This window comes from Millisia brevis NBRC 105863 (assembly GCF_001552615.1).
GTDB classification, from domain to species: Bacteria; Actinomycetota; Actinomycetes; order Mycobacteriales; family Mycobacteriaceae; genus Millisia; species Millisia brevis.
The window spans coordinates 12,411-34,297 of sequence record NZ_BCRN01000015.1 but is presented as its reverse complement, the minus strand read 5'-3'; the positions used below and the strand labels follow the sequence as shown (position 1 = coordinate 34,297).

Annotated in this window: 19 protein-coding genes; 13 read left to right on the top strand and 6 right to left on the bottom strand. The window is 70.4% G+C overall.

All coding sequences use genetic code 11. The annotated features are described in order from the left end of the window. Nucleotides 1-93: 93 nt before the first annotated feature. From purS to MB1_RS18965, 4 genes are all read left to right on the top strand, one after another. Nucleotides 94-330, top strand: a complete 237-nt coding sequence (gene purS / locus MB1_RS18980) for a phosphoribosylformylglycinamidine synthase subunit PurS (RefSeq protein ID WP_066911069.1) — start codon at nucleotides 94-96, stop codon at nucleotides 328-330. Further along, nucleotides 327-1,007 (top strand): phosphoribosylformylglycinamidine synthase subunit PurQ, encoded by a 681-nt coding sequence (gene purQ / locus MB1_RS18975; RefSeq protein WP_066911066.1) that lies wholly within the window; start codon nucleotides 327-329, stop codon nucleotides 1,005-1,007. Before purS ends, purQ begins: the two co-directional genes overlap by 4 nt. A 49-nt stretch (nucleotides 1,008-1,056) precedes the next feature. Beyond that, nucleotides 1,057-2,322 carry a M18 family aminopeptidase gene (locus tag MB1_RS18970; RefSeq protein WP_066911063.1) on the top strand — a complete coding sequence of 422 codons (1,266 nt, stop codon included), beginning with the start codon at nucleotides 1,057-1,059 and terminating at the stop codon, nucleotides 2,320-2,322. A 117-nt stretch (nucleotides 2,323-2,439) separates the two neighbouring features. Continuing rightward, nucleotides 2,440-4,038, top strand: coding sequence for a GGDEF domain-containing protein (locus MB1_RS18965; protein ID WP_066911060.1), 1,599 nt, complete (start codon nucleotides 2,440-2,442; stop codon nucleotides 4,036-4,038). A 70-nt stretch (nucleotides 4,039-4,108) separates the two neighbouring features. Here the strand turns inward: MB1_RS18965 and MB1_RS18960 are convergent, their stop codons facing one another. Continuing rightward, nucleotides 4,109-4,732 carry a DUF937 domain-containing protein gene (locus MB1_RS18960; RefSeq protein ID WP_066911057.1) on the bottom strand — a complete coding sequence of 208 codons (624 nt, stop codon included), beginning with the start codon at nucleotides 4,730-4,732 and terminating at the stop codon, nucleotides 4,109-4,111. Nucleotides 4,733-5,014: 282 nt separating this feature from the next. Here MB1_RS18960 and MB1_RS18955 point away from each other — a divergent pair, with 282 nt between their 5' ends. Beyond that, the gene (locus MB1_RS18955) at nucleotides 5,015-5,566 is read left to right on the top strand and encodes a winged helix-turn-helix transcriptional regulator (RefSeq protein ID WP_066911054.1); all 552 of its coding nucleotides are present in this window, start codon (nucleotides 5,015-5,017) and stop codon (nucleotides 5,564-5,566) included. A gap of 69 nt (nucleotides 5,567-5,635) precedes the next feature. Here MB1_RS18955 and MB1_RS18950 read toward each other — a convergent pair whose 3' ends face one another. Then, nucleotides 5,636-6,379, bottom strand: coding sequence for a MetQ/NlpA family ABC transporter substrate-binding protein (locus MB1_RS18950; RefSeq protein WP_066911050.1), 744 nt, complete (start codon nucleotides 6,377-6,379; stop codon nucleotides 5,636-5,638). 177 nt (nucleotides 6,380-6,556) lie between these two features. Between MB1_RS18950 and MB1_RS18945 the strand changes: the two genes are divergently transcribed. Genes MB1_RS18945 through MB1_RS18930 form a run of 4 tightly spaced genes read left to right on the top strand, consistent with a single transcriptional unit; the run spans nucleotide 6,557 to nucleotide 11,641 of the window. Beyond that, a complete protein-coding gene (locus MB1_RS18945; protein ID WP_066911047.1) occupies nucleotides 6,557-8,014 on the top strand; it encodes an APC family permease in 1,458 nt (485 codons plus the stop codon). Continuing rightward, the gene (locus tag MB1_RS18940; protein ID WP_084352207.1) at nucleotides 8,011-9,393 is read left to right on the top strand and encodes a glutamine synthetase family protein; all 1,383 of its coding nucleotides are present in this window, start codon (nucleotides 8,011-8,013) and stop codon (nucleotides 9,391-9,393) included. The genes MB1_RS18945 and MB1_RS18940 overlap by 4 nt, the downstream gene beginning before the upstream one ends. Further along, a complete protein-coding gene (locus MB1_RS18935; RefSeq protein WP_066911044.1) occupies nucleotides 9,390-10,463 on the top strand; it encodes an LLM class flavin-dependent oxidoreductase in 1,074 nt (357 codons plus the stop codon). The genes MB1_RS18940 and MB1_RS18935 overlap by 4 nt, the downstream gene beginning before the upstream one ends. Further along, complete coding sequence (locus MB1_RS18930; RefSeq protein WP_066911041.1) at nucleotides 10,460-11,641, top strand: acyl-CoA dehydrogenase family protein; 1,182 nt, start codon at nucleotides 10,460-10,462, stop codon at nucleotides 11,639-11,641. The genes MB1_RS18935 and MB1_RS18930 overlap by 4 nt, the downstream gene beginning before the upstream one ends. A 6-nt stretch (nucleotides 11,642-11,647) precedes the next feature. On the opposite strand, the gene MB1_RS18925 is transcribed toward MB1_RS18930, so the two are convergent. Beyond that, entirely contained in the window at nucleotides 11,648-12,634 is a 987-nt protein-coding gene (locus MB1_RS18925) for an LppP/LprE family lipoprotein (RefSeq protein WP_169801701.1), read from the bottom strand. Nucleotides 12,635-12,773: 139 nt separating this feature from the next. After that, nucleotides 12,774-13,298 carry an Lrp/AsnC family transcriptional regulator gene (locus MB1_RS18920; RefSeq protein ID WP_500778535.1) on the bottom strand — a complete coding sequence of 175 codons (525 nt, stop codon included), beginning with the start codon at nucleotides 13,296-13,298 and terminating at the stop codon, nucleotides 12,774-12,776. Between the two features lie 125 nt (nucleotides 13,299-13,423). Between MB1_RS18920 and ald the strand changes: the two genes are divergently transcribed. Next, nucleotides 13,424-14,527 carry an alanine dehydrogenase gene (gene ald, locus MB1_RS18915; protein WP_066911034.1) on the top strand — a complete coding sequence of 368 codons (1,104 nt, stop codon included), beginning with the start codon at nucleotides 13,424-13,426 and terminating at the stop codon, nucleotides 14,525-14,527. Between the two features lie 93 nt (nucleotides 14,528-14,620). Here the strand turns inward: ald and MB1_RS18910 are convergent, their stop codons facing one another. Further along, the gene (locus MB1_RS18910) at nucleotides 14,621-15,103 is read right to left on the bottom strand and encodes a PaaI family thioesterase (RefSeq protein WP_066911031.1); all 483 of its coding nucleotides are present in this window, start codon (nucleotides 15,101-15,103) and stop codon (nucleotides 14,621-14,623) included. A 118-nt stretch (nucleotides 15,104-15,221) separates the two neighbouring features. On the opposite strand from MB1_RS18910, the gene MB1_RS18905 reads away from it, so the two are divergent. Then, nucleotides 15,222-15,764, top strand: coding sequence for a TetR/AcrR family transcriptional regulator (locus MB1_RS18905; protein ID WP_084352201.1), 543 nt, complete (start codon nucleotides 15,222-15,224; stop codon nucleotides 15,762-15,764). On the opposite strand, the gene MB1_RS18900 is transcribed toward MB1_RS18905, so the two are convergent. Continuing rightward, nucleotides 15,761-17,596, bottom strand: coding sequence for a pentapeptide repeat-containing protein (locus MB1_RS18900; protein WP_066911025.1), 1,836 nt, complete (start codon nucleotides 17,594-17,596; stop codon nucleotides 15,761-15,763). The two genes, MB1_RS18905 and MB1_RS18900, sit on opposite strands and share 4 nt — an antisense overlap. A gap of 227 nt (nucleotides 17,597-17,823) precedes the next feature. Between MB1_RS18900 and purL the strand changes: the two genes are divergently transcribed. Together purL and MB1_RS18890 are read left to right on the top strand one after the other, a co-directional pair. Further along, nucleotides 17,824-20,103: a phosphoribosylformylglycinamidine synthase subunit PurL gene (gene purL, locus MB1_RS18895; protein ID WP_066911022.1), complete on the top strand. Its 2,280-nt coding sequence runs from the start codon at nucleotides 17,824-17,826 to the stop codon at nucleotides 20,101-20,103. An 11-nt stretch (nucleotides 20,104-20,114) separates the two neighbouring features. Further along, nucleotides 20,115-21,887: an alpha/beta hydrolase gene (locus MB1_RS18890; RefSeq protein WP_066911019.1), complete on the top strand. Its 1,773-nt coding sequence runs from the start codon at nucleotides 20,115-20,117 to the stop codon at nucleotides 21,885-21,887.

Genomic DNA, 21,887 nt, shown 5'->3' with positions numbered 1-21,887 from the left:
CCCGGTGTCGGAGGCGGAGGGTAGAGTTTTTGCTGGTATCGGAACTATACGGGCGTTCAGCAGAGCGGTTCCCAACCCGTGAGGAGTAGGCGAGTGGCACGTGTTGTCGTCGAGGTCATGCCTCGGGCGGAGATTCTCGACCCCCAGGGGCAGGCGATCACCAATGCGCTGCCGCGACTCGGCTTCGACGGGGTGGCCGAGGTGCGTCAGGGCAAACGGTTCGAACTCGAAGTGGACGACAACGTCGACGACGGGCAGCTCGAGCAGATCGCCGGCACCCTGCTGGCCAACACCGTGATCGAGGACTGGAAGGTCACCCGGCTGCCATGAGTGTCCGTGTGGGAGTCATCACATTTCCGGGGTCGCTCGACGACGCCGACGCCGCCCGCGCGGTCACCGCGGCCGGTGCCGAGGCGGTGGCGCTCTGGCACGGCGACGCCGACCTGCGCGATGTCGACGCGGTGATCGTCCCCGGCGGCTTCAGCTACGGCGACTACCTGCGCGCCGGCGCGATCGCCCGGTTCGCGCCGGCGATGGGCGAGGTCATCGCCGCCGCCGGACGCGGGATGCCCGTGCTCGGCATCTGCAACGGCTTCCAGATCCTCTGCGAGGCCGGCCTGCTGCCCGGCGCGCTGACCCGCAACGCGTCGCTGCACTTCATCTGTCGCGACCAGTGGTTGACCGTCGAGTCGAACGACACCGCGTGGACGAGCCGCTACGAGTCCGGCGCGCAGATCCTGGTGCCGCTCAAGTCGGGCGAGGGCCGTTTCCAGGCCTCCGACGCCGTCCTCGACGAGCTCGAGGGCGAGGGTCGGGTCGTGCTGCGCTACGCCGGTGACAACGTCAACGGTGCCCAGCGGGCCATCGCCGGTATCGCCTCGGCCGACGGCCGGATCGTCGGTATGATGCCGCACCCCGAACACGCGATCGACGCGCTGACCGGCCCGAGCGATGACGGCCTGGGCATCTTCCTGTCCGCCGTCGACGCCCTGGTCAGCCGAGTCTGATCGGCGTCCGCGTCGTGATTGTCGCGATCGGCGCTTAGGATTGTCAGGCATGTCGGCGACCGCGGCGGGACTGTGCACCTTTGTCGACGCCTCACCCTCTCCGTTCCACGTGGTCGGGACGGTGGCGGCGGCGCTCGAGGCCCGGGGATTCACCCGTTTCGACGAGGCGTTGCCCTGGCCGGATGCGGCCGGCCGGCACTACGTCATGCGCGGCGGGTCGATCGTCGCGTGGGCCGGGCACGAGGATCCGACGGCGGCCTTCCGCATCGTCGGCGGCCACACCGACAGCCCCAATCTGCGGGTCAAGCAGAACCCCGACTACACCTCCGCCGGCCTGTCGATGGTCGGCCTGGAGCCGTACGGCGGGGCGTGGACGAACTCTTGGCTCGACCGTGATCTCGGCCTCTCGGGTCGCATCGTCGCGCGGTCTCCCGAGGGGCTGACCGAGACTCTGGTGCGGATCGACGAGCCGATCCTGCGGGTCCCGCAGTTGGCGATCCACCTGTCCGAGGATCGGTCCGGCGTGTCCCCGGATCGGCAGCGGCATCTCAACGCGATCCTGCACATCGGTGCGGGTTGGTCGATCCGCGACGTCGTGGCCGGGGCGGTGGAGGTCGACCCGGACGACATCCTCGGCTGGGAATTGATGACCCACGCCCTGGAGCCCGCCGCGGTGGTCGGCGCGAGCGAGGACATGATCAGCGCGCCGCGCCTGGACAACCAGGGCACCTGCTACGCGGGCCTGCAGGCCCTGCTCGAGGCGGCGGAGACCCCCGGTTCGGCGATCCCGGTGCTCGCCCTGTTCGACCACGAGGAGGTCGGCAGCGGATCGGATCGCGGCGCCTCGTCCGACCTGTTGGCGACCGTTCTCGAACGGATCTGCCTCGCCCGCGGCGGCGACCGGGAGGACTTCTTCGTCACGATGGCGCGTTCGGTATGCGCCTCCGGCGATATGGCGCATGCCACCCATCCGAATTACCCCGAACGGCACGAACCGCATCATCACATCGAGATGAATGGCGGTCCGGTTCTCAAGGTGAACCAGAATCTGCGCTACGCAACCGATTCGGTGGGTGCCGCCGAATTCGCCCTCGCCTGCGAGCAGGCGGGCGTTCCCTTGCAGCGCTACGTGCATCGCGCGGATCTTCCCTGTGGGTCGACGATCGGTCCGTTGACCGCCACCCGAACCGGATTGAGCACCGTCGACGTCGGTGCCGCCCAGTTGGCGATGCACTCCAGTCGTGAGTTGATGGGTGCCAGGGATATCGCCTATTACGCTGCATCCCTACGGGAGTTCCTGACGCCGCGGAGGTGATCGACAGCCATGAGCCACGGGGGTCGGGGGATCCCGGCAGCATCGGGGTATATCCGGGGCGGAGGCGCCGCCGGTCGCGCGCGCATTCGGGTGAACGCGTCGGCCGAGGCCTAGCCGATGTCCTGGGAGATCGTGGGCTACCTGCTGTCGCTGATGGCGTGCAGCGTGCTGGCCGTCATCGGCTGGCAGGGACGTCGCAGACATCCGGTGCTCTACTGGTCGGTGGCCGGGCTCGGCATGTCGATGATCTGGTGGACGATGGCGGTGCTGATCGGTCGCCTGGTCTTCGGCGCCGACGGCTATCCCGCCGCCGCCTGCGTCGTCCTGCCGATCGTCCTGCCCGCGATCGCGGCGATCCCGGCATTGCTGCTGGTGATGAGTCGCGCCCTGTGTGACATGGCGTGGCGTCCGAACCGGATGCTGATCGCGCTGCTCGCGGTCGAACCGATCGCGATCACCATCGCGGGCATCACCAATAGCCGTACCGGCGCGGTGATCACCTGCCACGCGCAGGCGGCCGGCTTCGGACCTGCGTTCTGGATACACAGCGTCTACTGCTATCTGCTGATCGGCCTGGCGGTCGCGTCGATGTTCCGGGAACTGATCGACACCTCGCGGCGCGGCGGCCTGCTGCTGTTCGTGATCTCGCTCGGGATCATCCTGACCGGCAACGCGGTCACCCTGATCTCCGAGGTCGAGGGTCCGGACGTCACCGCCGCCTTCTTCGGCGTCGGGATCTCCCTGATGTGTTATTCGATCCTGCGGCACCGGATCCTGGACATCCTGCCGATGGCGAAGGTGCGCGTACTCGATCTGCTCGCCGAGGGGGTGCTGGTGGTCGACGTGCGCGGGCGCCAGGTGCACATCAACCCGGCCGGTCGCGCCTTCCTGCTCGGATCCTCGCGCGCGATCGTGTCGACCTCCGGGCCGGTCGATCCGAAGGTGATCGAGACGTTTCTGCGCTTGGTCGACGCGACATCCGGGTCGACCATCGTGTGGAACGGTCGTGAGATCGACGTGCGCACCAGCGAGGTCACCCAGGGGACCGCGGTGGTCGGGCGCATCCTGACGCTCTCGGACGTGACCGAACATATGCGCGATCGCCGTCGTCTCGACGAGGTCAACACCGCCCTGCGGCGGCGGATCGCCGAGGTCGACTCGCTGCGGGAGGACCTGGCGGAACGGGTGGTCCGCGACCCGCTGACCGGGCTGTACAACCGCGCCTACCTCGACCAGCTCGTCGAGTCGTTATTGGCCGATCCGCCCGCGCGGGCGATCTCGATCGCGCTGCTCGACATCGATCATTTCAAGTCGATCAACGACGGCTACGGGCATCAGGCCGGCGACCGGGTGCTGATTCGGGTCGCCGGGCTGGTGCAGGCCTACCTCGGCGCGACCTGCGCGGTGACCCGCTTCGGCGGGGACGAGCTGCTGGTGTTGACCGCGCAGCTGACCCGCACCGAGCTGATCGCCACCCTCAACGACGTGCGCACCCGGATCGACCGGAATATCGCCCCGGAGGTGGGCATCCCCGTCCCGATCACCATCAGCGCCGGCGTCGCCTCGACCGACGAGACCGGCTACTACTGGCTCGACCTGGTCAACGCCGCGGATGCCGCGCTCTATCGGGCCAAGCGGCAGGGGCGCGACCGGATCGTCTGCCATCGGGCGTTGATCGAATGGAAGCACAGCCGCCCCGCGCGCGAGGCCGACTGACGCCACCGGCCCGCCGGTCACCCGTCGAGGACGGATGACCGGCGGGCCGGATGGTCGATGAGCGGGTGGGTCAGCGCTTTCCGCCGCCGAGGAGACCGCCCAGCACGCTGCCGAGGAGATCTCCCGCGCCGGCGCCGCCGGCCTTGGAGTTGATCGCGCTGCCGAGCACGCTGCCCAGCAGATCGCCGAGGGCGCCACCGGACTGGGTGCTCGCCTGCTGGGTGCCGGAGGACTGACCGGCGGCACCACCGAGGGCCTGGGCGAGGATGTCGCCGAGTCCGCCGCTGCCGGCGGCCTTCTTCGACACCTGGCCGGCCAGGTAGCTCAGCACGATCGGGGCCAGGATCGGCAGCAGCTTCTGGATCAGCCCGGACGACGCGGCACCGGTATTGCCCAGAGCCGAGATCACCTGATTCTCGTTGGACCCGAAGATATTGCCGACGATCTTCTGCCCGTCGCCGGTGTCGATCTGGGACAGATCGATCTGGTCGCCGGCGAGGTTGTTGTCGTGCGCGGTCAGCGCGGTGGCGAGCGACTTCGCGCCCTGCTCGTCGGCGGCGTTTTCCTTCAGGCCGAGCAGAAGCGCCGGCAGGGCCTGGTTGACGGCGGCCTGGGCGGTGGTCGTATCCACACCCAACTGGCCGGCGATCTGTGCGATCGGCAGGCGGCTGATCAGATCGTCGATTTCGGACATGCAGAACTCGCTTTCGACAGTGAGCGCCGATCTTCGGCGATCGGCCGCGGCAGTATGTAAAGTACCCCAGCCGTTCGGCCGAACGTCGGTACGCATGCCCGATGGATTCGCGACCGCGGGAATGGTGGATGGCCGCCGCGCCGACGCCGGGAATCGGGACCGGTCGCGGCGTCCGGTGGGGATATTCGTCGACCTGGTGCAAACGGTATGCGCGCGCTCGACGAACCGGCACTGTGAAGGGCCAACCACCGCTCGACCCGCCAGTGCGCGAAAGGTGCCGCGATGTATCAGGGGCGCAGTTTGTCGACGTCCGACCCGGCCGCTCCGGTGCGGGTGGTCCTGGTCGTCGAGGTCCCCGCGCACTGTGCCGACGAGGTCGACGCGGTCACCGGGGCGCTCGACGAGGTCGGCCGCTTCGTCGGCTTCCGGTTCCCGCAGGTGTCGGTGCGACCCACCGCCGTCGCCAACCCGCGGGTGCGAACGGCGCCGATCGCCGCGGTCGACCCGCCGGCGGATACCGGCCTGCTCATCGACGCGCTCAGCCGCCGGGTGGTCGTCGACGGCCGGCGGGTGGCGTTGACCTACAAGGAGTTCGAGCTGTTGCGCCACCTGGTGCACCGGGCCGGATCGGTGATCGGCCGCGAGGAACTGCTCGACGAGATCTGGTCGGCGCACGAGGCCTCGCCGCGCACGGTCGACACCCACGTCCGGCGGGTGCGGGTCAAGCTCGGGCGGTACTGCGACACCCTGACCACCGTGCGGGGACGCGGCTACCGGTTCGACCCCGGGCCGTCGACCCGATACCGCCACGCCCCGACGACGCGGACGGCCTGAATCGGGCGTCCCGAGCCGGGCGGCTGGGGCGGAGGGCGGGGTCGAACAGGGGCGGGGGATCGGGCGGCGTCAGAAGGCCGGCGCCACCCGGCCGCGATAGCTGCGAGCGAGGAAGCGGCGCATGTCCTCGGAATTGAGCACCCGCGACAGTTCCCGGATCGGTCCGCTGCGGTGATTGTCCGCGCGGGCGACCAGATATTCGGCAAAGGCGGGATTGGCGTGATCGCAATAGAGGGCGGCGCCGAGATCGATACCGCGGTCGAGCGCATAGTTGCCGAAGAGGAAGACAAGGTCGAAGTCGCTGAGCACATCGGTCAGCAGCGCGCTCTCGATGCCCTTGAGCAGCAACTGACGCGGATTGGCGACGATGTCCTCGGTGGTGAGCCGGCCGGTACCCGCGCGCAGGTCGATCAATTCGAGGTCGCGCAGTACGCGCAGGGCCCGATCGGCGTTCACCGGATCGCCGGGGATCGCCACCTCCGCGTACGGGGGCACCTCCTCGAGGGCGGCGACCTTCTCCGAGTACAGCGCGAACGGCTCGATGTGCACCGCCGTCACCGGCCGCAGGTCCGCGCCGTTGCTGCGGTTGAACTCGTCCAGGAACGGCAGGTACTGAAAGAAATTCGCGTCGATCGCGCCGTCGACCAGAGCGACGTTCGGCAGATCGAAGGTGTCGAAGACCTCGATCCGCAGATCGATGCCGACGTCGATCAGGCTGCGCCGGGCGACATCGAGGATCTCCGCATGCGGTACCGGCGTCGCGCCGACCCGCAGCACCCGGTCGGGGCCGCGCAACGACCGTACGGTCCCCATATCGCCCTCCCGATCCGCCGGTCCGCGTCCACTCTAGCCGAGCCGCCGCGGCCCCGCCGTGGTCGATTGTTACCCCCGGTGACGTCCGGTCACCTCCGCGGCCGCTTCTGCTCGCCGGCCCGGAACGCCGCCAATACTGTTCGACCGCAACAGCATCGAACAGTACGAGGTCCAGCAATGACAGATACCCCGGGAGCGCCGGTCGCGTCGACCGAGCAGCTCCACCCACCGGCCGCCGAGGCCCACCGCCTGCGCGGCAATCTGGGCGTCGTCGCCATCGTCTTCATGGTTCTGGCCGCCGCGGCGCCGCTCGGCGTCATCGGCGGTCCGGTGCCGATCGCGATCGCCACCGGCAACGGCGCCGGATTCCCGGCCACCTATATCGTCGCGACGCTGGTGCTGCTGCTCTTCGCCGTCGGCTTCACCGCGATGACCCCCTTCGTCCCGCAGGCGGGCGCCTTCTTCTCCTACGTCAACCGCAGCTGGGGGCTGCGCACCGCCATCGGCACCGCCTTCGTCGCCGTGGTCACCTACGCGGCGATGGAGACCGCGGTCTACGGCCTGCTCGGTCCCCAGCTCAACGCGCTTTCCGGCACCTTCGGCGGTCCGCAATTCCCGTGGTGGATATGGGCACTGCTCGCCTTCGCGGTCATCACCTATCTGGGCTACCGCAATATCGAGCTCTCCAGTCGGGTGCTCGGCGTGCTGCTGGTCGCCGAGATCGCGGTGGTCGTGCTGCTCGACGTGGTGATCATCGCGCGCGGCGGCGCCGACGGATTGTCCACCGGCATCGCCGATCCCGCCGCGATCACCTCGGGCGCACCCGGCATCGGGTTGCTGTTCGCGATCATCTCGTTCCTCGGATTCGAGGCGACGGCGATCTTCCGGGACGAGGCGCACGACCCCGACCGGACCATCCCGCGGGCGACCTACAGCGCGCTGATCCTGGTGGGCGTCTTCTACGCGATCTCGAGTTGGGCATTGATCTCCGCGTGGGGTGACGACGAGGCGATCCGAGTCGCCGGCGAGGCGCCGGACACCATGCTGGTCGACACCGCCCGGATCTACGTCGGCACGATCACCGCCGACGTCATCCAGGTCCTCTTCGTCACCAGCCTCTTCGCCTGCATCCTGTCGTTCCACAATGTGGTCTCCCGCTACCTGTTCGCCCTCGCCGGGCGCGGCTTCCTGCCGCAGCGCTTCGCCGTCCCGCACGGCCGGCACGGGTCGCCGCATCGCGCCTCGCTGGCGCTGTCCGCGGTGATCGCCGTGCTGGTGGTCGCGGCGGTGGTCACCGGGCTCGACCCGAGCGCGCAGTTCTACACCTGGCTGTCCGGCATCACCACCGTCGGCGTGCTGGGGCTGTTGGTGGTGACCAGCACCGCGGTGTTGCGGTTCTTCGCCGCCGATCCGCGCGGCCATTCACGCTGGCGGGTCACCGTGGCGCCGGCGGCCGGATTGATCGGGCTGATCGCCTTCTTCGTGTTGATCCTGACCAACCTCGGCTCTCTCGTGGGCGGCTCGGCGCTGCTCGCGGGCGTCGTGGTCGGCGTCCTCGTGGTCGCCTTCGCGGCCGGAGTCCTTCTCGCGCACCGCCGCGGTGCGCGACCGCATACATCGGGGAGTACCGAATGACCGACACCACCGTGACCGCAGCGACCGGGACCGACACCACCCTGACCGACAGCCCGGTGACCGATCCCGTCACCGCCGCGGCCGCCGATCGACTGCGCGAGCGGATCGCCGCCGGCGAGGTGACCGAGATCGAGGTGGGCTGGTCCGACCAATTCGGCCACGCTCTGGGCAAACGTATTCCGGCGAAACTGTTTGCGAGCCGTGCCCAATCGGGTGGGTTCGGATTCTGCGACGGGGTGCTCGCCTGGAATTCCGAGGCGACGGTGATCGAGACGTTGCAGTCGACCAACTGGGAGACCGGCTATCCCGACGTCTTCGCCCGCCCCGATCTGGCCACGTTGACCGATCTGCCGTGGCGCCCCGGTGTCGCCCACGTGCTGTCCGACATCACCGACCACCACGGGCATCCGTCGCCGCTCGATCCGCGCGGGGTCCTGCGGCGCGTCCTGGCCGCGCTGGCCGACCGCGGCTATACCGCGAAGATCGGCGTCGAATTCGAGTTCTACCTGCTCGAAGCCGACGGTCGGCCGTTCCGCGAGGGCATCCACACCTATTCGCTGGAGAACGCCAACGGCCTCGAACCGATCCTGTCCGACCTCTACACCACGCTCGGCGCCTTCACCCGCCTCGAGGGCATCCAGACCGAGTACGGCCCCGGCCAGGTCGAGGCGAACCTGGTGTACACCGACGCGCTGGCCGCCGCCGACGACGGCGCCCGGCTGCGCTACGCGGCCAAGGAGGTCGCCCGCCGACACGGGAAGCTGGCCAGCTTCATGCCCAAGCCGTTCACCGAACACTCCGGAAGCTCGGCGCACCTGCACATTTCGCTGTGGCGCGACGATCGGCCTGCCTTCGCCCCCGTCGACGGACGGGAGAACGAGCTGCACCTGCACGCGATCAACGGTCTGCTCGAACATCTGCCGTCGATCACGCTGTTCGGCGCGCACTCGGTGAACGCCTATCGGCGCTACGCCCCCGGCAGCTTCGCGCCCGCGACGTTGACCTGGAGCCACGACAACCGCACCTCGGCGGTGCGCTCGCTGATCGAGGGGGACGCCACTCGCATCGAATTACGCACCGGCGCATCGGATGCCAACCCGTACTGGTTGATCGCGTCGGCGCTCGCCGCGGTGATCGCCGGGATCGACGCGGGCCGCACTCCGGTGCCGCCGCAGCGCGGCAACCTCTACAACGTCGGCGAACGCCTGCCGGAGACCCTGCAGGTGGCGGTGGCGCTGGCCCGCAGCGACGACCGCATCCTCGAGCTGCTCGGCGCCGAATCGGCCCTCGACTTCGCCGAGATCGCGCTCAGCGAGTGGACCGAGTATTCGCGGACGGTCACCGACTGGGAACGGCGCCGCTACCTGGAGAACTCGTGACCGGCGGCGGTGACGCGGCCCGGCGGCCACGGTTCGGGGTGTGGGCGCCGGTCTACGGCACCTGGGGCTCGCGCACCCATCCCGACGAGGCGCCGGACGCGTCGTACCGTCGCACGCGCGACCTGCTGGTGCGGGCCGAGCAGCTCGGTTTCGACGCGACGCTGATCGCGCAGCATCTGATCCACCCCGGCGACCCGCGCGACGATCAGCTCGAGACCTGGTCGACGGTGGCCGCGGTCGCCGAGGCGACCTCGCGGATCGAGATCATCGGGGCGGTCAAGCCGCTGCTGATCCCGCCGCTGCTGTTCGCGAAGTTCGCCGCCAACGCGGCGGCGATCTCCGCCGGGCGGGTGTCGATCAACCTGGTCAGCGGCTGGTATCTGCCGGAGCTGGTCGCCGCCGGCGTCGACGGCCCCGACCACGACGGCCGTTACGCCCACAGCCGCGAATGGCTCGACGCCGTCCGCGGTCTGTGGGACGGGCACGTCTTCGACGGCACCGACAATCGGCTGGTCGGTGCGGGCGCCCGCGTGCGCCCGCTGCCGGAACGAACCCCGACGATCTACCTCGGCGGCGAATCCGAACCCGCCCGCCGGCTGGCCGCCGATCGGGCCGACGTCTTCTTCCTCAACGGCCGACCGGTCGAGGGGGTCCGCGAGATCGTCGCCGATCTGCGGGCGCGCCGCGGGCCGGGTGCCCCGGACCTGCGATTCGGGCTGTCCGCGTTCGTGATCGTCCGGCCGACCAATGCGGAGGCCGACGCGGAACTCACACGGCTGCAGGGGTACTCGAACGACTCCGGTCGCCGCGACCGCACGACCGGCGCCGACCCGCAGACCGCGATGTTCAGGGTGCACGAGGGGGAGGTGCGCGTCGGCACCAACGGCGGCACCCTCGCCGGGCTCGTCGGCGATCCCGAGCGGGTGACCGCACGCATCCGCGAATTCGTCGACGCGGGGATCGACCTGTTCATGCTGCAATTCCAGCCGCTCGAGGACGAACTGGAGCGCTTCGCCCGCGAGGTGTTGCCCCGCTTCGCGGCCATCGACACCGGAAAGGGCCGGTCATGACCGCCATCGAAACCGATCCATTGCTCGACATCCGGGCCCGGGCCGCGGTGATCCTGGCCGATCTGGCCGAGCGGGACGCCGACCTCGAACGCGACCGGGTATTGGCCGGCGATGTGGTGCGCCGGCTCGCCGACACCGGCATCCTGTCGATCCGGGTTCCCGTCGCCTATGGCGGGCTCGGCCGATCGATCGCCGAGGTGATCGAGGTGGTCACCGAGATCGCCACCGCCGGTTCGAATGTCGCCCAATCGGTGCGGGCGCACTACGGCTTCGTCGAACGGTTGCTCGGCAACCGGGCGACCGAGGCCGACCGGCGACGCTGGTTCCCGGAGGTCCTGGCGGGCCGGATCGTCGGCAATGCGATCAGCGAGACCGCCGGGGCGACCGGGACGACGCTGAGCGAGGCGGCGGACGGCACGCTGCGGCTCGACGGGCGGAAGTTCTACTCGACCGGCAGCCTCTACGCCGACCTGTTCGCGGTCTCGGCCACGCGGGACGACGGTCGCGAGGTCCACGTCATCCTGCCGACCGATCGCGCCGGCATCGAATTGTTCGACGACTGGGACGGTTTCGGCCAGCGGCTGACCGCAAGCGGCAGTTCGGTGTTCACCGACGTGCTCGTGCACCCCGACGAGGTGACCGTCGTGCCGGCGGATCAGCGGCAGGCGCACAGCCAGAGCTTCCTGCAGCTGTACCTGACGGCCGTCGCGGTCGGGGTGGGGCGCGCGGTGCTGCGCGATACCGTTGCCTACGTGCGGGATCGGGCCCGCCCGGCGGCCCACGCGATCGCCGAGACAGCGGCCGAGGATCCCTATGTGCTCGAGGCGGTGGGGGAGATCGACGCCTGGTCGAGCGCCGCCGGGGCGGTCACGGCGGCTGCGGCCCGCGCGCTGGACCGGGTGGTCGACGCGGGGCGGGTCGACGACGAATCGGCCGTCGGCGCCGCCGCGATCGAGGTCGCCCGGGCCCAATTGGTGGCCGAACGGCTCACGATCGACGCGGCGACCCGGCTATTCGACACCGCGGGCGCCTCGGCGACCTCGCGGCGGTTCAACCTCGACCGGCATTGGCGCAATGCGCGGACGCTGGCCAGCCACAATCCGTTGGCCTACAAGGCGAGGGCGATCGGGGATCACGCGGTCAACGGCGCCCTGCCGCCGCGGTCCGGCTACTTCTGAGCGCGATCAGCCGGCGGCGGTGTCGAGCGTCAGCAACCGCACGCCGTCCCACTGGTAGCGCAGCGTGGTCGGGCCGGTGGGATCGTCGGCGTCGACGGCCACCTCGACGGTGTTCGAGGTCGGATTGCCCTCGACCACCGGGTCGACCAGCGGATCGTTGGTAGCGGTGCCGACGTAGCGGCCGTCCGCGAAGAACAGCACGTGCGAGGCGACCGCGCCGCCGGCCGGGGGTGCGCTGACCACCGCCCAGCCCAACTCCTGGCATCCGTTGATCGTCGGACCCGGCTGCCACGGACCGGCGGGGGTCGGCGGCAGGACGGCGATCGCGGCGGCCACCGCCTCGGCGTCGACCGGGTTCGCGCATCCCGCGGCCGCGGCGGCGGCCGCCGCGGTGTCCGCGGGGGCGGTCGGCACCGGATCGAGGGCGAGGACCCCGCCCGCGGCCTGCTGGTAGCGCACGTCGACCGGGCCACCCGTCGGCCGGTCCGGGGTGTCGCCGGGCAGCGCCCACCGGTAGCGCACGACGATCGTGTCCGGCGACTGGCCGATCACCTCGGTATAGGGGGTCGGCACGGATGCGGCGGGCCCGAGGTAGCTGTCGTCGTCGAAGAGCAGCACGTGGCGCGGCGCCTGCGGGGCGGTCGCGGCGGCGTTGGGCCCGGTGTCGCCGGTGGAGACCAGCAGCCAGCGGAAGCCGTCGCAGTTCGGGGAGGTCGCCAGGACCACACCGGAGTCCTCCGGGGCCGCGCCGGCGATCGCCGCGGCGACGATCGGGGTGTCGGTCGGGCAGAGGGCCGACTCGGGCGCATCCGCGGCGGGGGTCTCGGTCTCGATCGGTGCGGGGGTATCGGTCCGCCGATCGGGCTCGAACGTATAGGGCCCCGAGCCGCTGTCGCAGCCTGCGAGCAGCAGGGCAGCCGCGGCGACCAGGGCGCCCCTGGCCGTCACGGCGCGCAGCGCGCCGCGAACCCCTCCGGTGCGCGCACCCCTCATCCCGATACCTCCTGATCGCGCCCCACGTCGCGCTGTCGCGTGCGATCGGACGGCGATGTCGCGATCGGCCCCGGAGCCCCCCGAGCCGCCGGTGGACATCCGCGAGTGGACGCGTTGTCCCGGTGACGTTTCTAGTCCATCAGTCGCGCCGGACTCGACGCGGGTGAATGTGTTCGAAGATCAGCGTGGTCTCGGTCGAGGCAACCGACGGGTTGGCACTGAGGTGATCGAGGACGAAGTCGCGCAGCGTCAGCGGGTCGGTGGTGGCGAGGTGGATCAGGTAGTCCTCGCGGCCGGCGACGAAGTAGACGTCGAGCACCTCGTCGAGGGCGGCGAGGCGATCACCGATCGTGCGCAGATCCCGCCGGGCGTGCGAATGCAGGCGCACCGCGATGATCGCCTCGATACCGCGGCCGAGTGCCGCCGGATCGATATCGGCGTGGAATCCGCGGATCACCCCGCGCTCGACGAGTGAGCGCACCCGGCCCAGGCAGGTCGACGGGGCGATCCCGGCGAGGGTGGCCAGGGCGTTGTTCGGCATCCGACCGTCGCGGGCGAGGGCCTCGACCAGGATCGTGTCGATCGCGTCGAGCGGAGCGAATCGCCGAATATCCTTCGACGGCGCTCCCGGTGGGCCGACAGTTTCCGAATATGAGCTCGTCAACGCCGCCTCCGTAAGAATGTTCTTCATTCAATCTGCCATGTTTGCGCATCTTATTCATACTTGATGCCAACGGGTCGAATTTACTACGGCCATTCCATCATCGGAAACAACCACGAGGTGCAGTGATGAAAATCGGAGTCGTACGGGAGTTGAAGAACCACGAGTACCGCGTCGCCATGACGCCCGCGGGCGCGCACGAACTGGTCGGACACGGCCACGAGGTGCTCGTCGAAGCGGGCGCGGGCGTCGGCTCGTCGTTCCCCGACTCCGACTACAAGGCCGCCGGCGCGCAGATCGCCCCCACCGCGGACGACGTCTGGGCCGCCGCGGACCTGATCCTGAAGGTCAAGGAGCCGATCGCCGAGGAGTATCACCGGATGCGCCGCGATCAGGTGCTCTTCACCTATCTGCACCTCGCCGCCTCCCGGGCCTGCACCGACGCGCTGCTCGCCTCCGGCACCACCTCGATCGCCTACGAGACGGTGACCGCCGCCGACGGCTCGCTGCCGCTGCTCGCCCCGATGAGCGAGGTCGCCGGCCGGCTGGCCGCGCAGTCCGGCGCCTACCACCTGATGCGCAACGGCGGCGGCGCCGGCGTGCTGATGGGCGGCGTCCCGGGCGTCCCGCCCGCGAAGGTCGTCGTGATCGGCGCGGGTGTCGCCGGCGGCAACGCGATCGCGATGGCGCACGGCATGCACGCCGAGGTCACCGTGCTGGACCTGTCGGTCGCGCGGCTGCGCGAGATCGACAACCGCTACCACGGCCAGGTGCGCACCCTGGTGTCGAATATCTACGAACTCGAGCGCGCGGTCACCGAGGCCGACCTGGTGATCGGCGCGGTCCTGGTGCCCGGCGCCAAGGCGCCCAAGCTCGTCTCCAATGCGCTGGTCGCGCGGATGAAGCCCGGCTCGGTGCTCGTCGACATCGCGATCGACCAGGGTGGCTGCTTCGAGGACTCCCGTCCCACCAGCCACGACGAGCCGACCTTCCGCGTTCACGACTCGGTCTTCTACTGCGTGGCGAATATGCCCGGCGCGGTCCCGCGCACCTCGACCCAGGCGCTGACCAATGCGACGTTGCCGTATGTGGTCGCCCTGGCCGACAAGGGCTGGCGTGACGCGATCGCGGCCGACCCGGCCCTGGCCGCCGGCCTGACCACCCACGACGGCGGCTTGCTCAGCGAGACCGTCGCTGCCGCCCACGGCTACCCGGTGGGCACCCTGAACTGACGGCAGTCGCCGATGCGAGGGCGGCGCCACGGGCTCACGGCCGGTGGCGCCGCTGTTCGTCGGGTCCGGTGTCGAGCGGTGCCGCGGCGCTGGTCAGGGCAGGATGATGCAGGTGGTCGTGGCGTGGGCGACCAGCTTGCCCGCGGCGTTGAGCACCCGTCCCTCGGCGGTGGCGGTGCGCCGGCCGCGATGGATCACCGTGCCGGTACCGATCAGCTCGCCGTCGGTCAGCTGGACCGTGCGGATGTAGTTGATCTTCAATTCCAGGGTGGTGTAGCCGACACCGGCGGGCAGCGTGGTGTGGATCGCGCAACCGGTCACCGAATCGAGCAGCGTCGCGCAGATCCCGCCGTGCATCGTGCCCAGCGGGTTGGAGAAATCCGGTCGCGGGGTCAGCGCGAAGGACACCGACCCCTCGTCGATCGTGCGCGGGCTCATGCCGAGCAGTCGGCCGATGCTCGGCCGGTCGCCGTCCCCGTACGCGGCCCAGGCACGCAGGAGTTCCAGGCCGGACATCGCGCTCGGATCCGTTGCGGTGGTGTCGTTCCCGGCTTTCTCGGGCGTCGTGAGGGTCATGGATATGTATTCTGGCATACATATTGCGGCATTTCCGACCTCGGCATTTCGAGGTGGTGGCATCTAGGGTGGATCGGTGGCGCGCACGACTTCGGATCAGGGGCATCCTCGGCAACGCATGGTCCTCGGGGCTGCCGAGTTGATCGGCCGCAACGGGGTGGCGGCGACGTCCTTCGGTGCGGTCCTCGAACACAGCGGAGCTCCGCGCGGGTCGATCTACCATCACTTTCCCGAGGGGAAGAGCCAGTTGGTCGTCGAGGCGGTCGAGTTTGCCGGCGACGCTCTCTATCAACGCCTCGAATCGGTATCCGGCTCGATGGTGGACATCATCGCCGGGATCGGCGATATCTGGCGCATTCTGCTGGTGGCCAACGACTACGAGTGGAGCTGCCCCGTCCTGGCCGCCGGTACGGCGCGCACGGTCGAGCCGGCCGCCGCGGATGTCGCCGGAGCGACCTTCGTGCGCTGGCGGGACCTGATCGCCCGGCGCCTCACCGACGAGGGCATCGACGCCGTGCGGGCGCCCGCGCTGGCCAATCTGATGATCGCCTCGATCGAGGGCGCCGTCGGGATGTGCCGGTCGACCCGCAGCATCGAGCCGCTCGACCAGGTGGTCGCCGAACTGCAACTGCTCGCCGGAACGCTCACGTCGTCGACCTAGTCGTAGGCCGGCGTCAGCGCCTCGCCCACCTGCCACCCGGTATCGGCGGGCTCCGCACGCAGATGGCTCGGGCGCCGGTGAGCGGGCGGCTCCGTACCGTCGGTCTCGATGCGCGCGTGCGCGCCGGACCCGCCGCGCCGGCGACTCTCGGCGATCTGCTCGGCGAACAGAATCTTCTGCACCGAACTGAGGACCGCGCGGTGCAGATTGTGCGCTCGATCCAGCCCCTCGATCCGGCCGAGATCCGCATCGCCCGGCACCGCGGCGTGGGCGAATCCGCCCGCTTCCGGCTCGCTGCCGGCCAATCGGGTATGGAAGAGATCCGCATCGTCCAGGTCGGCGCCGACCAGCGACGCGCCGGAGAGGTTCGCTTCGGCCAGCCGGCTGCCGCGCAGATTCGCCTCGTCGAGCGCCGCGCCGGTCAACTGGGCGCCCGCGCCGACCGACTCCTCGAGGTCGGCGCGCACCAACCGGGCCCGGGTGAGATTCGCGCGGGTCAGATTCGCGCCGGTCAGCAAGGCCCCGGTCAGGTTCGCGGCGGACGCCGCGGACCGCTCCAGATCGGACCCGCGCAGGTCCGCCCGTTCGAGGTTGACGTGCTCGAGGTTGGCGCGCACCAGCCGGGCGCCCGCGAGGTTGGCGTGGAAGAAGTTGGCCCGCAGCAGCTTCGCCTCGGTCAGGTCCGCCTCCTGCAGATTCGCCGCACCGGCACCCGCCCGCGTCACGTCGGCGCGTTGGAGGTCCGCTCGGCTCAGATCGGCACCGAAGAGGGTGGCGCCGACCAGCGTCGCGCCGGCCAGTCGGGCATCGGTGAGCGTCGCGCCGGTCAGAACGGCGTCGGTCAGATCGCACAACGACAGATCCGCGGCCGACAGGTCGGCTTCGAGCAGGTCGGCCCGCACCAGCGTGCAGCCGCGCAGCCGGGCCCCGGAGAGGTGGGCGCCGATCAGATCCGCGCCGGTCAGGACGGTTCCGGATAGCTGCGCCCCGGCCAGGTTCGCCCCGGACAGGCGGGCGCCGGTCAGGTCGGCCGCCGCCAGGTTGATCCCCGGCATCTCGCACCGCGTCAGGGCCACGCCGCGCAGGTCCGCCCCCGCGAGGTCGGTATGCGCGCGGGCCCAGCTGATGTCGGCATCCGCGGCGGTCCGGTGCTCGACGATCAGGCGGATGATCGTCTCGCGAACCGGTCCGTCCAGGCCGGGATCGGCGGGCCGGTCCGCGGTCTCCGGGTGATGGTCGGTATTGGGATTCCTGAGGTACCCGGTGAGCACGTCGATACAGACCTGGCGCTCCCGATCGTTGCCGAAGGCGTGCCAGTCGTCGGCGAGCGCCGCCACCGCGTAGGCCCCGGACTGGCGGACGGTCGGGTGCGGGTTGGCCAGTTGGGCGGTCGCCGCTCCGAACCGGGTGCGCAGTTCCCGCACGGTTTCGCGGGTGTGCAGACGGTCCGCCTCGCGCCGAAGCCGCAGCGCGTCCTCGCGGGCGGCGGCCTGCTCGGTCTGCCAGCGCTGCGCCTCGACGGAGCGCTGCGCCTCCTCGGACCGCCGGCGGCGCTCGCCGTTGTGCAACGCCAGGGTGCCGGCGCCGAGGATCGACAGACCGGCGATCACGGTGGCGAAGGGTTGGGCCGCGGCGACGAAGAAGCCGTCCCAGCCGGCCAGCCACGCGCACAGCGACAGCGCGGCCATCGACAGCAGCGCCGCGGCGATCGTGGCGATCGCCGCGTACACCCACCGGCCGCCATCGCGATCGTCGGTGCCGGCGCGGCGTCCCCGGCCGCCGTGCTGCTCGGCCGGCCCCTCCGCGGCGTTGGTCCCCGTTCCCCCGGTCATGCGGGCCCCTTCCCCCAATTCCGGGGTCATTATCACCGGACGGGTACGGAATGGTCACGTTTTGTATGCGGGCATGTCCGAATCCGCCGGTAGGGACGGCGCCCTGCCGGTTCGGGCGGTTCGCGGCGACCGGTCGACCGGCGGCGGCCGCTTCGTCCGGAGGTCGGTACGGCGGCCGGCCGGAGACCGGCATGCCTTCCGTCGGAGGCGGCAACTAAGCTCGGACCGTGGCAAACGTCGACACCGTCAGCCGAGCCGCCGAGACGAGCGATCAGGCCCAGCCGTATAAGCAGCTGGGTCTCAAGGACGACGAATACGCCAGGATCAAGCAGATCCTCGGCCGTCGTCCGACCGACGCCGAGCTGGCGATGTACTCGGTGATGTGGAGCGAGCACTGCTCCTACAAGTCCTCGAAGGTGCATCTGCGCTACTTCGGGGAGACCACCACCGATGAGATGCGTGCCTCGATGCTCGCGGGCATCGGCGAGAACGCCGGTGTGGTCGACATCGGGGACGGCTGGGCGGTCACCTTCAAGGTGGAGAGCCACAACCACCCGTCCTATGTCGAGCCCTATCAGGGTGCGGCCACCGGCGTCGGCGGCATCGTGCGCGACATCATGGCGATGGGCGCCCGCCCGATCGCGGTGATGGACCAGCTGCGCTTCGGCCCGGCCGACGCTCCCGATACCCACCGCGTCTTCGACGGCGTGGTCAAGGGTGTCGGTGGCTACGGCAACAGTCTCGGCCTGCCCAATATCGGCGGCGAGACGATCTTCGACCGCTCCTACGCGGGCAACCCGCTGGTCAACGCCCTCTGCGTCGGCGCGCTGCGGGTCGAGGACCTCAAGCTGGCCTTCGCCTCCGGCGTCGGCAACAAGATCATCCTGTTCGGTGCGCGCACCGGCCTCGACGGCATCGGCGGCGTCTCGGTGCTGGCCTCGGACACCTTCGGCGGCGACGACAACGGCGGTGGCCGGCGCAAGCTGCCCTCGGTGCAGGTCGGCGACCCGTTCACCGAGAAGGTGCTCATCGAGTGCTGCCTCGAGCTCTACCAGCGCGATCTGGTGGTCGGCATCCAGGACCTCGGCGGTGCCGGGCTGTCCTGCGCGACGTCCGAACTGGCCTCCGCCGGCTCGGGCGGTATGCACATCGAGTTGGAGAAGGTGCCGCAGCGTGCGGCGAATATGACCCCGGCCGAGGTCCTGTCGAGCGAATCGCAGGAGCGCATGTGCGCGGTGGTCACCCCGGAGAACGTCGAGGCCTTCCTCGAGGTCTGCTCGCGCTGGGAGACCATCGCCACCGTGATCGGTGAGGTCACCGACGGCGACCACCTGGTGATCGACTGGTACGGCGAGACCGTGGTCGACGTGCCGCCGCGCACCGTCGCCCACGACGGCCCGGTCTACGAGCGCCCGGTCGAGCGGCCCGCGACCCAGGACGCGCTGCAGGCGGATAGCTCCGCCTCGCTCGCCCGGCCCACCGACGGCGCCGGACTGCGCGAGACCCTGCTGACCATGATCGGCAGCGAGCACCTGTGCAGCCGCCGCTTCGTCGTCGAGCAGTACGACCGCTACGTGCGCGGCAACACGGTGCTCGCCGAACACGCGGACGCCGGGATGATCCGCATCGACGAGCAGACCGGCCGCGGTGTCGCGATCTCCACCGACGCGTCCGGGCGCTACACCCTGCTCGACCCGTACCGCGGCGCCCAGCTGGCGTTGGCCGAGGCCTACCGCAATGTCGCGGTCACCGGCGCGACGCCGGTCGCCGTCACCAACTGCCTCAACTTCGGTTCCCCCGAGGACCCGGGCGTGATGTGGCAGTTCCGTGAGGCGGTCCGCGGCCTGGCCGACGGCGCCCAGCACCTCGGTATCCCGGTGACCGGCGGCAATGTGTCGTTCTACAACCAGACCGGTTCGACCGCGATCCTGCCGACGCCGGTGGTCGGCGTCCTGGGCGTCATCGACGACGTCCGTCGCCGCATCCCCACCGGCTTCGGTACCGAACCGGGGGAGCAGCTCTACCTGCTCGGCGAGACCCGCGACGAGTTCGACGGTTCGACCTGGGCGCAGGTCGCCCACGATCACCTCGGCGGGCTGCCGCCGGCGGTCGACCTCGACCGTGAGCGGCTGCTGGCCGACGTGCTGTCCGCGGGCAGCCGCGACGGTCTGATCACCGCCGCGCACGACCTGTCCGAGGGCGGCCTGGCCCAGGCGGTCGTCGAGGCGGCCCTCGCCGGCGAATGCGGTGTGCGCGTGGTGCTTCCGGAGGGGGTCGACCCCTTCGTCGCGCTCTTCTCCGAGTCGACGGGCCGGGCGATCGTGTCGGTCCCGCGCTCCGAGGAGCCGCGGTGGGTTGCGGTCTGCGAGGCTCGTGGGCTGCCGTTCGCGCGGATCGGCGTCACCGATCGGGACTCCACGACGATCGAGGTTCAGGACCAGTTCACCGTCGAACTGTCCGAGGTGCGTGAGGTGTACGAGGCGACTCTGCCTCGCCTCTTCGGCTGACGGCCGCGCCCATGGCCGTCCAGGGGGCGCCGCGGTCGCAGTCGGTCGGTCCGCAGCGCCTCGGCGTCGAGGCGATCATCCGGATCGGGGATCGCCATCCCGCGGTGGTCTGGGCGTGGGAGATGCTGCGCCTCGACCTCACCGGGATCGTCTTCGGTGCGGTCTTCTTCTGCTGGTCGCTGACCCCGTCGCTGTTGCCCCGCAACTGGATCTACCAGGGTGTGGTCGCCGGCATCAGCGGCGCGGTCGGGTACGGCGTCGGCGCCCTGATCGGGTGGTTCGTGTGGCGGCGCTACCTGCGGAACTGGCATCGCTGGCCACCGCCGCCGCGGGTGCGGCAGATCGCCTACATCGCCATCCCGAGCCTCGCGGTGATCGTCGGCGCGATCATGCTGGTGGCGTCGGCGAAATGGCAACGCGAACTCGCCGCGTTGACCGACTCGCCGGGCACGACCACCGGCCGCTACCTGATCATCTCGGCGCTGAGCGGGGTGATCTCCGCCGCGCTGATCGCCTCGGGGCGGCTGCTGCGCGATATGACCCGCTGGGTGACGCACGGCCTGCGGCGCCGGATCCCGATGCCGCGGCTGGTGGCGAACGTGCTGGGCGTCATCATCGTGATCGCGCTGGCGAACCTGCTGATCGAGGGTCTGCTGCTGCGCGGGGCGATCTCGGTGGCCGACTCGGTCTTCTCGACCGCCAACGACGACACCCGCGCCGGGCTGGCACCGCCCAGCGCCCCCGAACGGTCGGGCTCGTCGGATTCGTTGATCCCGTGGCAGACGCTCGGCCGCGAGGGTCGCAACTTCGTCACCGGCGGCCTGCACCGGGACGAACTGCTCGCCGCGTCCGGTCGCCCGTCCCGCGAACCGATCCGCGCCTACGTCGGTCTGCAGTCGGCGCCGACCCCGGAGGCGCGGATGGATCTGCTGATGCGCGAGCTCGATCGCACCGGGGCGATGCAGCGCAAGGCGGTGATCATCATCCCGACGACCGGCACCGGCTGGGTCAACCCGACGGCGGCGCGGGCGGCGGAGGTGATGTTGGACGGCGACACCGCGATCATCGCCTCCCAGTACTCGTACCTGCCGAGCTGGATCTCCTTCCTCGTCGACCGGGATCGCGCCGCCGAAGCGGGAAATACGCTGATCAACGCGGTGCGCGAGCGCTGGCTGGCCGTGCCGGAGGGGCAGCGCCCGAAGCTCTACGTCTACGGCGAGAGCCTGGGCACCTCGGCGGGCGAGGGGGCCTTCACCGATCTGACCGATATCCGCGAGAAGGTCGACGGGGTGCTGTGGGTCGGCCCGCCCAATTCGAACCGCATCTGGGAGACCTACGTGACCCGGCGCGATCCGGGCAGCACCGAGGTCTCGCCGGTCTACGCCGGTGGCCTGGTGGTGCGGTTCGCCAACTCCGCCGCCAACATCGACCAGCCGGCCACGCCGTGGCTGCGACCCCGGGTCCTCTACCTCCAGCACCCGTCCGATCCGGTGGTGTGGTGGTCGCCGCACCTGCTGATCAGCCGGCCCGACTGGCTCTCCGAACCGCCCGGCGCCGACCGGCTGCCGTCGATGCGCTGGTTCCCGATCGTCACCTTCTGGCAGGTCTCCGCCGACCTGGGCAACGCCGCCGGCGTACCGGACGGGCACGGCCACAACTACGGCACCGCGGTTCTCGACGGCTGGGTGGCGATCGCGGCGCCCGACGGCTGGACCGCCGCGGACACCGAGCGCGCCCGCGCGACGGTCGAACTCTTCGCCGAACGGGACGGTCCGGAGAAGTGA